The sequence below is a fragment of the Dyella sp. genome, from assembly GCF_036384435.1.
Taxonomy (GTDB): Bacteria; Pseudomonadota; Gammaproteobacteria; order Xanthomonadales; family Rhodanobacteraceae; genus GSA-30.
In genome coordinates, this window is the sequence record NZ_DASVMI010000174.1 from 26414 (window position 1) to 42602 (window position 16189).

The 16189-nt window shown below is 61.0% G+C and carries 11 protein-coding genes; 3 read left to right on the forward strand and 8 right to left on the reverse strand.

All coding sequences use genetic code 11. The annotated features are described in order from the left end of the window. Positions 1–14: 14 nt before the first annotated feature. Both fliD and VF436_RS18405 read right to left on the reverse strand, forming a co-directional pair. On the reverse strand, positions 15–1481 hold the full coding sequence (gene fliD / locus VF436_RS18400) for a flagellar filament capping protein FliD (RefSeq protein ID WP_330905498.1): 1467 nt from the start codon (positions 1479–1481) through the stop codon (positions 15–17). A 646-nt stretch (positions 1482–2127) separates the two neighbouring features. Next, the gene (locus VF436_RS18405) at positions 2128–3330 is read right to left on the reverse strand and encodes a flagellin (RefSeq protein WP_330905499.1); all 1203 of its coding nucleotides are present in this window, start codon (positions 3328–3330) and stop codon (positions 2128–2130) included. 380 nt (positions 3331–3710) lie between these two features. Here VF436_RS18405 and VF436_RS18410 point away from each other — a divergent pair, with 380 nt between their 5' ends. From VF436_RS18410 to VF436_RS18420, 3 genes are read left to right on the forward strand one after another with little or no spacing between them, the layout of a single operon-like run. Then, positions 3711–4850: a DegT/DnrJ/EryC1/StrS family aminotransferase gene (locus VF436_RS18410; RefSeq protein WP_330905500.1), complete on the forward strand. Its 1140-nt coding sequence runs from the start codon at positions 3711–3713 to the stop codon at positions 4848–4850. Beyond that, positions 4847–5419, forward strand: coding sequence for an acyltransferase (locus VF436_RS18415; RefSeq protein WP_330905501.1), 573 nt, complete (start codon positions 4847–4849; stop codon positions 5417–5419). Before VF436_RS18410 ends, VF436_RS18415 begins: the two co-directional genes overlap by 4 nt. Positions 5420–5449: 30 nt before the next feature. After that, on the forward strand, positions 5450–8986 hold the full coding sequence (locus VF436_RS18420) for a glycosyltransferase (protein WP_330905502.1): 3537 nt from the start codon (positions 5450–5452) through the stop codon (positions 8984–8986). A 303-nt stretch (positions 8987–9289) separates the two neighbouring features. Here VF436_RS18420 and flgL read toward each other — a convergent pair whose 3' ends face one another. From flgL to flgG, 6 genes are read right to left on the reverse strand one after another with little or no spacing between them, the layout of a single operon-like run. Beyond that, on the reverse strand, positions 9290–10516 hold the full coding sequence (gene flgL, locus VF436_RS18425) for a flagellar hook-associated protein FlgL (RefSeq protein WP_330905503.1): 1227 nt from the start codon (positions 10514–10516) through the stop codon (positions 9290–9292). Positions 10517–10519: 3 nt separating this feature from the next. Beyond that, positions 10520–12400, reverse strand: a complete 1881-nt coding sequence (flgK, locus tag VF436_RS18430; protein WP_330905504.1) for a flagellar hook-associated protein FlgK — start codon at positions 12398–12400, stop codon at positions 10520–10522. 20 nt (positions 12401–12420) lie between these two features. Further along, complete coding sequence (flgJ, locus tag VF436_RS18435) at positions 12421–13464, reverse strand: flagellar assembly peptidoglycan hydrolase FlgJ (RefSeq protein WP_330905505.1); 1044 nt, start codon at positions 13462–13464, stop codon at positions 12421–12423. Between the two features lies 1 nt (position 13465). Then, positions 13466–14599, reverse strand: a complete 1134-nt coding sequence (locus VF436_RS18440; protein ID WP_330905506.1) for a flagellar basal body P-ring protein FlgI — start codon at positions 14597–14599, stop codon at positions 13466–13468. Further along, complete coding sequence (gene flgH, locus VF436_RS18445) at positions 14599–15285, reverse strand: flagellar basal body L-ring protein FlgH (protein WP_330905507.1); 687 nt, start codon at positions 15283–15285, stop codon at positions 14599–14601. The genes VF436_RS18440 and flgH overlap by 1 nt, the downstream gene beginning before the upstream one ends. Beyond that, on the reverse strand, positions 15282–16067 hold the full coding sequence (gene flgG, locus VF436_RS18450; protein WP_330905508.1) for a flagellar basal-body rod protein FlgG: 786 nt from the start codon (positions 16065–16067) through the stop codon (positions 15282–15284). The genes flgH and flgG overlap by 4 nt, the downstream gene beginning before the upstream one ends. Between the last annotated feature and the right edge of the window lie 122 nt (positions 16068–16189).

Below are 16189 nucleotides of genomic sequence, written 5' to 3' on the forward strand. Positions count from 1 at the left end.
TGGTCTCCCTTGACTTACTTGGAACTACTGGAGTTCGACAGCTGTTGCAGGGCAGTGGTGAGGTAACTGCTGGTGTTGTTCAACGAAGACATCAGCGTATCCAGGTTGGTGTACTGCTTTTGCAACTGGGTCTGGTACTGCGCCATGCGATTGTCCAGGGCAGTCTGCTGCGTACCGAGCTGATTGAGGCTGTCGTTGAGGCTTTTCACGCGCGTGGCGATGATGCCGGAGCTCGACGTATAGGCGTCCAGGGCAGTGTTGAGCTTGGTGGCGTAGCCGTTGGTGCCTGCAAACAGATCCTGGACCGCATTGGGATTGGCGGTCAGCGCGGCCGTGAGCTTGCCCGAATCCAGCGACATGGTGCCATCGACGTTGCGCGTGATGCCCAGGTTGGCGAGCGTACCGATGCTGTTGCCGCGCACCGCATTGCTGATCACACTGGAAACCGAACGCTCCACGGAGTTCATCGTGGTATCGCCGAACAAGGCACCGGTCGCCTTGGTGCTGGAGTTGTAATCGAGCGACTGCACGGCCGTGTTATAGGCGTTGTAGGCATCCACAAAGCCCTGGATCGCAGTCTGCGCGGTACTGTTGTCCTGGGTCACGTTGAGTGTGGTTGTGCCCGTCTTGGTCAAGGCAATGGTCACGCCATTGAGCGCGCCGGTCACGTTATTGCTGGCACTGGTGACGTCGATGCCGTCGATGTTGAGCTTGGCATCCTGCGCTTCGTTGTTGCCGGCCGTGCCCAATTGGGTCGCCAGTGCCTGCAAGCCATCGCTGCTGGTGGCATTGGCACTGATGGTGAAGCCGTTGGCGACACCGGTTTTGCTTGAACTGAGCAGGAGTTGGGTACCGCTGGTCCCATTGACCACGGTCGCCACGACACCCGGGTTATTGGAGGCCTTGTTGATCGAACTGGCGATATCGGCCAGGGTCGCTGTGTCGGACACGGCGATATTGAAGCTATTGGCGCCCACCCCGATGGTCAACGACCCCTGCCCCACTGCCTGCGTGCTTGGCAGCACGGCGCTGGAACGTTTCTGGGCAGTCGCCAACTGGCTGACATTGAGCGTGTAACTGCCGGGCACCGCGTTGCTCAGCGTGGTGGCGCTGGCAATCGTGGTATCAGTAACCGCGGCATCGTAACTGGCGAAGGTACTGGTCGTGGTCAGCTTGGCCAGTGCAGCTTGCAAGGTACTGAGCGCCGAACTGAGCGAGTTCAGGCCGGTCAGCTCGGCATTGATCTGGTTAGTCTTGTTGTTGATCTGGTCTTGCGAAGCCGCTTTCTTGGCGTTGACCAGCGCGGTGACGATCGTATTGACGTCCAGACCCGACCCGATGCCTGGCGCGCTGGGGTTGCCCGCGCTGCTCGAACTGGATGAACTGCTGGACGAAGACGAACTGGAGCCGCTTCCGCCGAGCGCATTGAGCAGTGAAGTGAGACTGCTGTTGCCGGACGTTGCGCTGGTAGTGGTAGTCATGACAATCCTTCAGTTTCCGAGCGAAGTCCAACAGCTTTCGCTCAGTCGGAACAACGCTTGCACATACAACAGATAGTCGTGCGATCAAAGGAAAAAACGGTAGCCGGGGTAGCCGCACGCACCGTGCCTATCTCGATATGCCCGGTGTTACGAAGCTCCAGCCGGACGATCCATGACGGTGCCATGGCATGCCATCCGCCTCACGAAGTTTTTCGGCGCAACAGGTCAATTCTTGAGGGTTTTGGTGATGTTTTTCCGTCGAACACACTGAGTCGTGAGACAGTTAGCAAGAGCGATGCCAGCCCTCTCAAGTTATGTTCGCGGCTGCCGACCGGCGCACGAAACCCTTAAAAATCACGGGTTTTTCGATGAACCGATGACGCTCGGCCCGGCATAGCGGCCGTGGACGCCTTGCGTCGAAAAATCGACGCCACGGTGGGTTCGGGGAAGCCGATCACTAAGCGACCTGTAAGGTGGCCGCCGCTGGCGACTGTAAATAGTCAGGAGGAAGACCGGCGTGTCTGCAAACTCTTGCTCTTCGCTGCTGATCACTTGCTTCTGGCAAAAAAAAGCCCCCGCCGGAAAGGCGGAGGCTTTTAGGTACTACAGGACTGGCCGGGTTGGGCCGGCGATTCCCTTGCTTCTGTTACTGCAGGAGCTTGAGCACCTGCTGGGGCTGCGAGTTGGCCTGCGACAGCACCGAGATACCAGCCTGCTGCAGGATCTGCGCCTTGCTCAGGTTCGCCGTTTCAGTGGCGAAGTCCGCGTCCTGGATCGTCGACTGCGAAGCAGTCAGGTTGTCCTTTTCGGCGCTCAACGTGGAGATGGTCGACTGGAAACGGTTCTGGATGGCACCCAGGTTCGAGGTCAGCGTGGACACCGAGCTCAGAGCCACGTCGATGCGCGAGATCAGCGCATTGGCGTCGTCCACGCTCAGCACGTCACCGCCCTGCAAGCTACCGCTGGCGGCAGCCGTGACGGCCGTACCCGAGGTGGTCAGCGTACCTGAACCATTGACCGAGGTGGCATTGGCGAAGATCGAGCCCGTGCTGCTGGCGGTGCCCGAAGCGGCGCCCGTGTCGTTGACCGTCAGGCTGCCCGTCGAATAGACGTTGATGCCCTTGCCGTCGGCGCTGACCGCGGCACTGGTGCCAGGGACGTTGGCGGCGTTGATCGCATCGGAGACGTCCTGCAGGCTGCTGGCCGTGCCGCTCAGGGTCACGGACTTACCATCAGAGCCGGTCAGGCTGATCTTGGACAGGTCCAGGGTGGTGGCGTTGCCGCTGGCATCCTTGAAGGCGCCCGAGATATCGCCGGTCGAGACTTCCGACACCTTGCCCAGCTGGCTGGTCTTGGCACCGCCGCCCAGGCTGATCGAGATCGTCTGGCCGACGTTCGCACCGATCTGGAACGACAGGGTACCGGCCGAACCGTCCAGCACCTTGGTGCCGTTGAAATCGGTCTGGTTGGCGATACGGGTGATTTCCGACAGGCGCTGCTGCACTTCCGTATCGATCGCCTTGCGGTCATCGGCGGTGTAGTTGCCGTTGGCCGACTGTACTGCCAGGTCACGAATGGCCTGCAGATTGGACGTCACTTCGTCCAGAGCCGACTCGGTGGTCTGGGCCAGCGAGATGGCGTCCGACGCATTGGAGCTGGCCTGGCCGATACCGCCGATCTGGGTGGAGAAACGGGTGGAAATGGCGAAACCGGCGGCGTTGTCCTTGGCGCTGTTGATCTTCAGACCCGAGGACAGGCGCTGGGTAGCGGTGGCCAGGGCGCTCTGCGACTTGGACAGGTTGTTCTGCGCGGTCAGCGAGGAAACGTTGGTATTGATAACGAGAGACATGGGTAGGACTCCTGCGAACCGGGCACGCCGGTCAAATTTTGAATGCCGATCCGGCGGGGTTCCGATGGGATGCCATCCGCCTCAGGGAAGTTTTCGGCGCCCGCCCGGCATTCTTTAGAGGCTCGCTTGCTTTTTTTTGGCCTCGCAAAGCCTTTTTCACCCGAGAAAAATCCATTTAATCCCTCAAGTTGCCCCGCTGCCTGCCGAGGCTCGGCCCTTCTTGGCATCAAGCTTGCTCCCTAACCCTCGATAACCGTCGCGTGTCGGGAATCCGTCACGCGAAAGGCTTGTACCAGGACGCTTGCTTGGCTTTTCGGAGGGCGCGACATGCCAAAGATCAATACCGCCGACACCACCTTTCTTAGGGAGGCCAGACCGGCATGAGCACGACCTCGGGCATTCCCCTGCTGGTGGCGCAGTTGCCGGACACGGACGCGCTGATTCCCTATCTGCGCCAGATCGACGCCAACCGCTGGTATACGAATTTCGGCCCTCTGGTGACTCAGCTCGAACAACGCTTCGCGGCAAGCTTTGCGCCCAGTGCGGTTGCGCCCACGGCGATCACCGCATCAAATGGCACCGCTGGCCTGGAATTGGCGCTGTGCGCGCTGGAACTTCCCCCAGGTGCGCGCGTATTGCTTCCCGCGTTGACCTTCGTGGCGACTGCCACCTCGGTGATCCGGTCTGGCTACCGCCCACTCATCGGCGACGTGGATACGGCCACCTGGTTACTCACTCCCGAGATCGCGCGCGCCTATGCATCGCGCCATCGGATCGATGCCGTCATGCCGGTGGCCACGTTCGGCAACCCACAGGACGTAGATGCATGGGATCGTTTCGTCGAGGAAACCGGCATTCCGGTGATCATCGATGCCGCTGGCGCCTTCGGCAATCAACGTACCGGCCGGCGATGTCACGTGGTTTTCAGTCTGCACGCCACCAAGGCGCTGGCGGCTGGCGAAGGCGGCATGGTGGTCAGCCACGACCGCGATCTCACCACGCGCGTGCGCCGCTTGAGCAACTTCGGTATCGATCTCGAACGCGGCAGCCAGGTCTTCGTTGCCGGCGAAAACGGCAAGCTGAGCGAATACCACGCCGCCGTCGCGCATGCCGCGCTGGACCAGTGGCCGATCGTGGCCGAACGCCGACGGGCGGTACAGGCGCGCTACCAGGGCATCCTCCAGCAACACTGTGCAATGTTGGGCATGCAACAACGCCCTGAGCAGGGCATCTATCCGATCCTGGTCGGTCTGCTGCCCGCGGGCATTCGCGCCCGCAATCTGCAACCTGCCCTGCTGGCACAAGGGATCGAGACACGCCAGTGGTATTGCCCCACGCTCGACCATCACCCCGCCTTCGCCAACTTTGCCGTCGGCCCGTTGCCCATCGCGCATGAGCTTGCCGAACGCCTGATCGGCCTGCCCTTCTTCCTGGATATCAGTGAAGAACAGATGCAACGCGTTGCCCGGGCACTTGCCGAGCTCATCCATGCTGATGTGCAGCACAAGGAATACGCATGAACCTTATCGATCCTTCGACCCTGGGTTTTCGCAAGATCGGCCGCAACGTGAAGATCTACGCTGGCGCCCGGATCCTGGGTGCCGAGCACCTGACGCTGGGCGACAACATCATTATTGACGACTTCGTGATGATCTATGCCCGTGCGCCGAGCGTCATCGGCAGCCACGTGCACGTCGCTTCGTTCTGCTCGATTACGGGCGGTGGCGAATTTGTGCTGGGTGACTTCAGCGGGCTGTCGTCGGGCGTACGCATCATCACCGGTTCTGACGACTTCCTCGGTGGTGGCCTGACCAATCCCACCATTCCCGAAGGTTATCGCAGCGTCATGCGATCGCATGTGATGGTAGGGCGACACGCCTTGATCGGCACCAATACGGTCGTCCTGCCCGGCGTGGAAATCGGTGACGGCACAGCTGTCGGGGCAGCCAGCCTGGTCAACCGCGACCTGCAACCCTGGGGTGTCTATGTCGGCGCGCCGGCTCGCCGCGTCCGCGACCGTCCTAGTGAAGCCATTCTGGCGCAAGAGGCAGCACTGGCGGCCAGCCATCCGTTCGAACACGCGGCCTGACCTCGACGCCCACCCAAAAGATAATAGACCATGAGCGGACCGGAACCTTCCATCCTCCAATCCCAGCTGTTGCAGGCCCAGCGTAGCCTCGAACTCATGCAGCAGTTCTTCCGCGAGCACCATGCTCGCGAGAAACAGCGCCTGCGCTCCGGTGATGCGGCACGGCTGGAGCGCATCCGGCAACACCCAGACTATGCGCGCGCCTATGCGGACGAACCGCTGATCTCGGTCATCATCCCCACCTATAACCGTGCAAGGCTCATTATCGAGCGCACCCTGCCCAGCGTGCTGCGGCAAAGTTACAGGCATTGGGAATTGCTGATCATCGGCGATCAGATGAACGACGACCAGGCTGCCCTGCTACACGAGGCTGCGGCGGGCGATCCCCGCGTACACTTCCATAATCTCAAGCGCCGCGGACGGTATCCGGCCAACAAGGGACCTCTGTGGTACGTCGCAGGCACCAAGCCGGTCAATTTCGGCCTGCGTGTCGCACGGGGTGCGTGGATAGCCCATCTCGATGACGATGACGAATTCCTTCCCGACCACCTGGCCCACCTATTGCGGACCGCGCAAGCACAGCGATCCGAATGGGCCCACGGCAAAGTGCAGTTCTACGACGACAACGGCCGCGAGCAAGGTGTGGTGGGCAACGAGTTGCCCGCTCATGGCGGTATTTCACGCATCGGTAGCCTGTACCACGCCGGCCTGAAGACCTTCCGCTACAACGGAGGATGCTGGAAATATTTCTATCCAGGCGACTGGGATCTGTGGGAACGCCTGCTCGACATGGGGGTACGCCACACTCATTTGCCTGACATCACGGCGGTGCATCACGGTGACTATTTCCGTGCTGACGTCGTCGCCGACGAAGGTGCCATCACATTTACCCGTCGAGTGCTCAGTCCTGACGAGGCTTATCGAGAATGGCGCTCACGACTGCGCCTGAATCGGCCGCAGGTCGTGAAAGCCACCGAGCGCAACGCAGCGGTCGCCATCGACGTAGCCGTGATCGACCCGCACGGTGATGTCCCTGCACTGCGCCGAAGCCTTGAGAGCCTGGCAGCCCAGACGCACCACACCTTCAATGTCCACGTTTTCTCCAATCATGCGCCTGAACTGGCCCAAGGCATCCGCGTCCATGCCCTGGCTGGCGATGGCATAGGGTCATTCGATGCATGGGCAAACACCAGCACCGCCGACCTGTTGCTACCGCTGTGGGCGGGCGACGAACTGGACGAACATGCCCTTCTGATCCTGGCCGATCACGTGCAGGCGCAACCGGACCTGGCCTGCTGGTACGTGGACGAGGATGCGCAGGGACGCGATGGCTACGAACAACCCCTGTTCAAGCCAGACATCAATCTGGATTTGTTGCGTAGCTATCCATACATAGGACGCACGCTGGCCGTACGACGCGAGCTATTTGTCGCGTTAGGCGGCTGGAACGATGCGTACGGCCCCCTTGCGCACGTGGATTTTGCATTCCGGGTGATCGAACAGATCGGCCTGCCGGCCGTGGCGCATATCCCTGAGGTGATCTATCACGCCGGCACGGCGCATGCGCAGTGGATGAGCCAGCCCGAGGTGGCTGAGCAATCGCCGCGTGTGGTACAGGCGCACCTTGCCCGCCTGGGCGTAGCCCACGAAATGCAGTCCGCAGGCCTTCCCGGTGTCAATCGCATACGTTATATCCACGAGCACAAGCCACTGGTGTCGATTATCGTACCGACGCGCGACCAGTTACCTATGCTGAATGGCCTCATCGATAGCCTCATCGACCGTACGCGCTATCCTCGCTATGAACTGCTGATCGTGGACAACGACAGCCGCGATCCAGCGGCCTGCGCCTATCTGGACGGCATCGAAAAACTGGGCAGCCAGCAAGTCCGCGTACTGCGCTACCCGCATCCATTCAACTATTCGGCCATCAACAACTTCGCCACAGCCCAGGCACGCGGCGAATATCTGATCCTGCTCAACAACGACACGGCCATCCTGCAAGGCGACTGGATCGAAGCCCTGCTGCATCACGCGCAACGACCCGAAGTCGGCATCGTCGGCGCCAAACTGCACTATCCGGACGGGCGAATCCAGCACGGCGGCGTGGTATTGGGGTTGCGTGGCCCGGCCGATCACCCCTTCATCGGCGCCGAGCCAGACGCGCCTGGCTACATGCAACGCCTGCAAGTGGACCAGAATTACACTGCCGTCACCGCCGCCTGCCTGATGATTCGCCGATCCGTATATGAGGAAGTCGGCGGCCTGGACGAAGAAGTCTTCAAGGTCTCGTATAACGATGTTGACCTTTGCCTGAAGGTACGTGCTGCCGGCTACCTGAGTGTTTGGACGCCTTACGCGCGCCTGATGCACGAAGGCAGTGTCAGCCAGAACAAGGTCGATACCACCGCGCAGGAAGCCAAGTTGACTCGGTTCCGGGGCGAGCAGCGAGCCATGTATCGCAAGTGGTTGCCGCTGCTGGCGCGCGATCCGGCCTATAACATCAACCTCAGCTTGCACGATGAGGGCTTTCTGCTCTCGCCTCAACGCGAGATGGCCTGGCAACCATTTGCCAGGCCGCTTGCACCGCGCATCCTGGCCCATCCCGCCGATGCCAACGGATGTGGCTATTACCGCATCCGCCATCCTTTCACGGCGATGCAGGAGGCGGGACTCATTGAGGGAAGCGTGAGCGACCGGTTGCACCTGCCCACGACGATCGAGCGCATCGATCCCCAGGTCATCGTGTACCAGCGCCAGCTGTCGGACGAGCAATTGGATGCGATCGGTCAGGTCGCGGATATGTCCGGCGCCTTCCGCGTCTATGAACTGGACGACCTGCTGACTAATCTGCCACTCAAGAGCGCACACCGCGGCGACATGCCCAAGGACATCCAGAAATCACTGCGTCGCGCGATGGGCATGGTCGATCGTTTCGTAGTGTCCACGCCCGAATTGGCCAATGCCTTCAGCTCGCTGCATTCGGACATCCGGGTCATTCGCAATCGTTTGCCGCTGGATTGGTGGTCCAACCTGGACGTCTCGCGCGCGCCGCGTGAAAGGCCACGCGTCGGCTGGGCCGGTGGTATCAGTCACCGAGGCGACCTGGAATTGATCGCTGATGTCGTGCGGGATCTGGCCGATGAGGTGGACTGGGTCTTCATGGGCATGTGCCCGGACAAGCTCAAGCCATACGTCAAGGAATTCCATCCAGGGGTACGCATCAACCAATACCCGGCACGCCTGGCCGCGCTTAAGCTCGATCTTGCCGTGGCCCCGCTGGAGGACAACCTGTTCAACGCCTGCAAGAGCAACTTGCGCCTTCTTGAATACGGCATCTGCGGCTTCCCGGTCGTATGCAGCGACATCGCCTGCTATCGCGACGACCTGCCAGTCACACGCGTGAAGAATCGCTACAAGGATTGGATCGGTGCCATTCGCGCGCACTTGGCCGATCGCGACGCATTGGCCTGGGCAGGCGATCGCCTGCGTGAAGCGGTATTGCGCAACTGGATGCTGGCGGGCGAGAACCTGGTGGAATGGCGCGACGCGTGGACGCCTGGTTGAATGCTTGGGGACGTCGAGTTGGAAGCGCGAGCTCGCTCGCTGTAAAGCCGTGCCCGCAGCGCTGTAACGGGACAACGGGTCAAGCAAGAGTCACGGGAGCGCGCCTAACAGGGACGAGACGCGCTCTACGGTTGAACCGCAAAGCACCTCGTTCGCAGGAGCGAATTTATTCGCGACGCAATCTACGATGCTGTCGCAGGTTGGGGTTGTTTGAACCTCCAAGCCGCGACTTCGTCAAGGCGTGCTCCACGACTGAAGTCACTCCTGCAGGCGTGGCTTTCTGAGCGCTGTCGCGATTGCCCGTCACTTCAGATAGTTGAACAGGGTCATCGTCTTCATCTGGGCAAAGACTTGTTGCGAGGCCTGCAAGGCCGATGACTGCAAAGACAGGTTACTGATGGCGGTGTAGGGATCGACATCCTGTACGCTCTGCAAAGCCGAAGTATAGGTCACATTGAGATCGGCATAAGCGGTGCTCTGCTGATCGAGTGTATTGAGACGATTGCCGATCTTGACCTGCGTGTTGGTCACCGCGTTTTGCGTCTGGTCGATCGTTTCCAACTGCCGGTTGATCGTATTGGCCAACTGCGTATCGCTATCGCCACCGCCAAGCGCCGAAATGACGTTATTGAACGCCGAGAAGATGTCCTGCGACTGGTTGGTTTGCACGCTAATCGTGTCGCCCGCGGACGGTGTACCGCTCAGGCCGATGGAAAAGCCGTCGAAGCTGACATTGCCGCCATCGCTGTAGGAGCCGGTGACCGGATTGCCGCTGCTGTCGAGAATCGCGTTGCCGCTGGCATCGGTCGCCGTCCAGGTGCCACCGTTCCCAAACGTGATATTGATCGCGCCGCCCGTGGAAAGTTTGGCTGCATTCCAGGTATTAGTGTCGGTCACGCTGCTGTCGCCGACGATCATGGTGCCCGTATTGCCGCTGCCCGCGCTGGCCACGAACGAGCCATTGCCCGCCGGCAGGTTCATGAAGATGCCGTCGCCTGCGTCGCCAATGGCAATTTGCAGGCTCGATCCCACCGCGGTGGTCAACTGGCCATCATTGCCGTTGTATGTCACCGAACCATCCGCCGCCTTGGCGAACGGCACTGTCGTGGTGCTAGTGCCGGCAAAAATGGCCGAACCGTAGTTGTCCGTGGTGTTGGCCAGTTGCACCAGTTGGTCGCGTATCTGCGACAGCTCCGTCGCCATGTTCTGGCGATCGGTTGGGGACAAGGTACCGTTGACACCACCCAGTGCCAGCGTGCGCGCGCGGTCGAGCAGCGAGGTGACCGAATCGAGCGCGCCGCCTTCGGTGGTCAGTCGCGTATTGGCCGCATTGATGTTGGTGGTGTACTGCGCATTGCTGTCCAGAATGTGATTCAGGCTCAGCACCTGCGCCGCGCCAACCGGATCGTCCGATGCCACGTTGATGCGCTTGCCGGTGGTCACCTGATTCTGCGTCGTGGCCAGCGAACTTTGCTGGTTGAGCATCGTGGTAACCGATTGCTGATATTGCCAACTTGTGGAAATTCGCATGGCTTACCCCTGGACCGCTTGCAGCAGGCTGGCAAAAATGGTCTGCGCCGTGGTGATGATCTGGGCCGACGCTTGATAGGCCTGCTGATACTTCACCATGCTGGCCGCTTCCTCGTCCATGTTCACGCCAGAGACGCTCTGCTGAGCACTCATGGCCTGGTTGTACAGGCTGGTCTGCGTGCTCAGATTGCTCGCTGCCTGACTACCAGCGGTGCCGATGAAGGTGGTGAGGTTGGCATACGAATCGAGTACGGAAGTCTTGCCGCCGTTGAGAACGCCGCCGTCGGCAAGTGCCGCCATGGCCAAGGCGTTCGAGTTGTCATTCAAGCCATTGCTATTGGCGGCAATGTTGAAGCTGTCATTGGCCGCTGGCGTGCCCGTCAATGTCAGGCTCCAGCCATTGGCGGTGATCGGCTGTCCGGCCGTATACGTCCCCGACGCAAGTACGTTGCCACTGCCATCGGTCACCTGGTAGGCACTAGCCGATGTAAAAGTGACCTTGGCATTGCTCAGCAACGCGGCATTGCCCGAATCGGTGACATTGATCGAGCTGAGCTTGGCGCCGCCATTGTTGCTGCTTGCCGGCGTGGCGGTCAGCGCCGCCGCCGCGGCAATCTTGCCGGGATCGGTCTGCACCACCTTCAACGACGTGGCGGCATCGCGAGTCGGCTGAATGACGAAGCTGTCGCCCGCCTGGGCCGTGCCGGCGCCAACGTTGAACGTCAGGCCATCGGCGGAGAAACTGCCATCGGGGTTAGTCGTCGTCGGCACGCTCTGGCCGCTGCTGGTACGCAGGTTCCATGCCGTACCGTCATAGCTGAGCGTGTAGTCAGAGGCGGTCAGCTTGGAAACGTCGCTGATGCTTGCCGACACCGTGGTCGTACCGGTATTGCGTGAGGAGGCAAGTACGGTAGGCGTGGGCGCATTGAAGATCGGTGAACCAAGATTCCCGCTCAGATCCAGGCCCTTTGCCTGCTGTGCATTGATGCTGGACGACAGCGCGACAGCGGCCTGACCAAGCTGGTTCTGTGCCGGGTTGAGCACATTGTTGCGGTAATCAAGCAGTGCTCCGAGGCTGCCGCCGCTCAGTTTGGTCGTCGTGTCGTTGCCGGCGCTATCGAAAACATCAGTCTGGCCGGGATCATAAGCATTGTTACCCGCTGACATCGCGAACGACTTGTTGCCGGCCACCAGGCTCTGCCCGCTGGACGTATAGATGCTGATGCTGCCATCGTCTTCGGCTACCGTGGAAATACCCACATAGCCGGACAGCGACTTCACCAGGCTATCGCGCTGGTCGAGGATGGCGTTGGGCACCTGGCCCGGCGCCGTCTGGCGAATCTGCGCATTGAGACTGGCGATCTTGGACGCGGCGTCGTTGATGCTGTTGACGGTATTACTGATCTGGCTGTTGACCTGGGTTTGCTGGGCGTTGAGCTGCTGCCCCAGCGTGTTGAACAGCGCGGCCGTCGAGCCAGCACTGCCAAGCAATGCCGTGCGGCTGGAGGAATTACCCGCCGAGTTGGCCAATGTACTGAAAGCCGCGTAGAAATCGTCCAGGCTGCCTTGCAGGTTACCGCTACCCGTCAGCACGCCATTGAGGGCCGTATTGAGATTATTGTACGTATCGGCGCGTTGCAGGCTCGAATTCTGCTGCCAGACAGCCGTGGTCAGGTAGCTGCTATAGGCACGCTGTACCGACTCGACGTTGACGCCGCCACCGATGGTGTAACGCCCATTGGGCTGGCCGATTTGTTCGGACTGAATCACGGTCTCGCGGCTGTAGCCATCCGTGTTCAGGTTGGCGAGGTTGTTGCCGACCGTGCTCAAAGCGACTTGCGCCGCGTTGAGGCCGGAAACACCGATGTTGAGCATGTTCGCCATGAAACGGTCCTAAGGCTTTGCTAGAGAGGTGTCGGCAAATTGACGGCATTCTTGAGCACGCCGATCGCCTGGTCGATTTCCCGTCCCATGGCATCGGTTACCGCGTCGGTCGCACTTGAAGCGGCCTTGCCCGCCAGGCTGGCGGCCTTCTGCGCGGCCTGTTCGGCGGCGGCCAAGGCCTGGCGCATGATGGGGCCATTGGCGATCGCCGCAACTTTGTGGGCGTAGCTGGGATCGGTAGCGTAGCCGCCAGCAACCAAGCCCTTGGCAAAACCCAGCACGTCGTCGCCATGGCCCTTGGCACCGGCGTAACGCGGGTTTTCGCCGATCATGCGCGCGTAGTCGGCAAACGACTGGCCCGCATTGTCGTAAGCCCGGAAATTGGCCTGCTTGCGTACCGCTAAGCCGTCTTCGTACTCCAGAGTCGAAACAGCGACCTTCTTGCCATCCCAGTTGGAGCCGGCCTTGATGCCGAACAGGTTGTTGCTGGTCTGGCCCCCGCCGTGCGGCATGTGCTTGCCCCACTGCGTTTCCAGGGCAGCCTGCGCAAGCACCGCACGCACGGATACGCCGAGCTTCTTGGCTGCCTCCTGGGCATGCGGCAAAAGCTTGGTAACGAAGTCGGCCGCATCCTGCGGTAGGAACGGCTCGACTTTGTTCGCCGCAGCCTGGACAGAACTGGCCGCATTGTCGAGACGCTTTTGCAGGTCATCGGCTGACGTCACGCCACCGCTCCCGCTACCGTGCCCATTCAGGCCGCCCAGTTGCTTGACCAGCATCTGCGCAATACCCAGACCATTGCCATGCTGGGACAGGTTGATCGACAGCTGCTGATCGAACATGTCGCGCCACGAGTCACCGGCCTGGCTATCGGTCAGCCCGTCGCCCATGCCTGCATCGCGCATCGACTTGAGCATCATCTGCGTGAAGATTGATTCGAATTGCTTGGCGACCTGCGGCAACGCCGATTTGGCATCGCCCTGCGCGGCTGCGCGCATGCCTGTGAACCCGGACAGGTCTGTCCAGGTGTTGACGCTCTGCAAGGTGGCGTCATTGACGGCCATGTCAGATCACGACCAGTTCGGCATGCAGCGCACCGGCCTGCTTGAGCGCCTGCAAGATGGAGATCAGGTCGCTCGGCGCCGCGCCGACCTGGTTGACCGCGCGAACGATCGAATCCAGGCTCACCCCAGGGCCGAACTTGAACATGTGGGCGCCGTCTTCGCTCACCGAGACACTGCTGTTCTGCACAACGGCCGTCTGCCCACCACCAAAGGCATTGGGTTGGCTGACCGCCGGCTGTTCGCTGATGGTGACCTGGATGGCGCCATGAGCCACTGCGGCGGCACTGACACGCACGTCCGAACCGATCACCACCGTTCCGGTGCGTGAGTTGACCACCACGCGCGCGGGTGCATCGCCCGGTGTCACATCAATGCCCTGGATAGCACCCAGCCAGGCCACCTTCTGCGAAGGATCCACCGGGCCACGTACCACCACCGAGCCACCATCTTGCGCACGGGCAGTGCCCGCACCGTAGATGCGGTTGATCGCATCGACGATACGCGACGCCGTCACGAAGTCTGGCGTGTTGAGATTGAGCATCAGGTCAGCACTCTGGCCAAACGCCGAGGCCACGCTGCGCTCTACCGTGGCGCCATTGGGGATGCGGCCGCTGGCGGAGATGTTCACCTGCACGCTGGAACCGCTCTTGCCCTGGGCGCTGATCCCACCGACCACCACGCTGCCTTGGGCGATTGCATAGGTATTGCCATCGGCGCCGCGTAACGGAGCCATCAAAAGCTCGCCACCGCGAATACTCTTGGCATTGCCGATGGAAGCCACAGTCACATCGATCACCTGACCGGGCTTGGCGAACGGCGGCAAGTCGGCAGTGATGGTGACCGCAGCGGCATTCTTAAGCTGGGGGCGGGCGTTGGCAGGCACTGTCACACCGAACTGTTGCAACATGTTTTCCAGGCTTTGCGTGGTAAAGGGTGCCTGCGTGGTCTGGTCGCCGCTACCGTCCAAGCCCACGACCAGCCCGTAACCGATCAACTGGTTGCTACGCACGCCGGCGACCTGCGCCAGGTCGCGCACCTTGTCTGCATGTGCATTGGCCGCGATCAACAGCGATACCGCGGCAGCGGTACTGGCCAGGACGTGCTTGATCAGACCGATCACCAGGCGCGTATTCATCAGTAGGGCATCCACTTGGAGCTGAAGAAGCGCGACAGCCAACCCTTGGTATTGGCGTCGGCAAGCGTGCCGCGACCGGCATAGGTGATGCGGGCATCGGCCACGCGCGTGGACGGCACACTGTTGTCCTGGCCGATATCCTGCGCGCGCACGATACCGGAGATGCGCACCAGCTCCTGGCCCTGATTGATGGTCAGCCACTTTTCGCCACGCACCATCAAGTTGCCGTTGCTCAGGCGCTGCGCTACGGTCACGGTGATCTGCCCGGTAAGCTGGTTGCTCTGGCTGCTGCTGCCATTGCCGTCAAAGGTACGCGCGGCATTGGTGGAGATGTTGGCCGCCTTGCCGCCGAACTTCAACGACTGGCCAAGGATGGTGGGCGCGTCGATGCCGCTCTTATCCGTCTTGCTGGTGCTGGTCTCGGATTTCTTGCTGGCCTGCGTGCTTTCGATCAGCGTGATGGTGAGAATGTCACCCACTCGATGCGCACGAGGGTCGGAAAACAGTTCCATGTTCTGCGCATCATGATAGATCGAGCCATCGGCCTGTGGAGCGGCCTCCGGGGCGATCGGCGCCGTCGCGGCCCATTGCGCATCGTCCTTTTGCGGCGCGTCCATGGCGCAGCCAGCCAGCGCGGCCATGACCAGCGCGGCGAGAGCGAAACGCGAAAAGACGATCGTGCTCATAGTTTGTCCGTCAGGTCCTGCAGCATCTGATCGGTGCTGCTGATGGATTTGGAATTCATCTCGTAGGTACGCTGGGTTTCGATCATGTTGACCATCTCTTCCACCACGTTGACGTTGGAAGATTCCAGCGAACCCTGGTTAAGCTGGCCCATGCCGTTCAGACCAGGCTGCCCGGTCTGCGGCGTGCCGCTGGCAGCGGTTTCGAGGTAGAGGTTCTGGCCCATCGGTTGCAAGCCGGCGGCATTGACGAAATCGGCCAGTTGGATCGTGCCGATGGTCTGCGGCGTGGTCGTGCCATTAGCCGTCACGGTGACCGTGCCATCGGTGCCGATAGTGACCGAACCGACATTGGGCGGCAGCGTGATCGCTGGCTCAAGCGGATAGCCGTCACTGGTGACCAGCTGTCCGTTCTGGTCCGGGTGCAATGCGCCATCGCGGGTATAGGCGATGCTGCCATCGGGCATGCTTACCTGGAGGAAGCCGTTGCCACCAATGGCCAAGTCCAGCGAGTTGCCAGTCTGGGTGGGATTGCCCTGCGTGAAGATTTTCTGCGTACCGACGATCTTCACGCCGGTACCGAGCATCAGCCCGGTAGGCGACTGCGTCTGTTCGGTGGTCTGGCCGCCAGCCTGACCCTTGTTCTGGTAGATCAGGTCCTGGAACGATGCGCGCGAGCTCTTGAATCCCGTGGTGTTCGCGTTGGCGATGTTATTGGAGATCACATCCATGCGCGTCTGCTGCGCATCGAGGCCGGTCTTGGCAATCCACAGGGAAGAAAGCATGGGTTCGCTCCGAAAGAGTTCGATGAAGCTTTAGGCAACCTTCATGCCATACAGCCCGGTCATGGCAAAGGCTTTGTAGCGAGTCGAGAAAAAAGTGCTCGAAAGATGCAAAAACACCACAA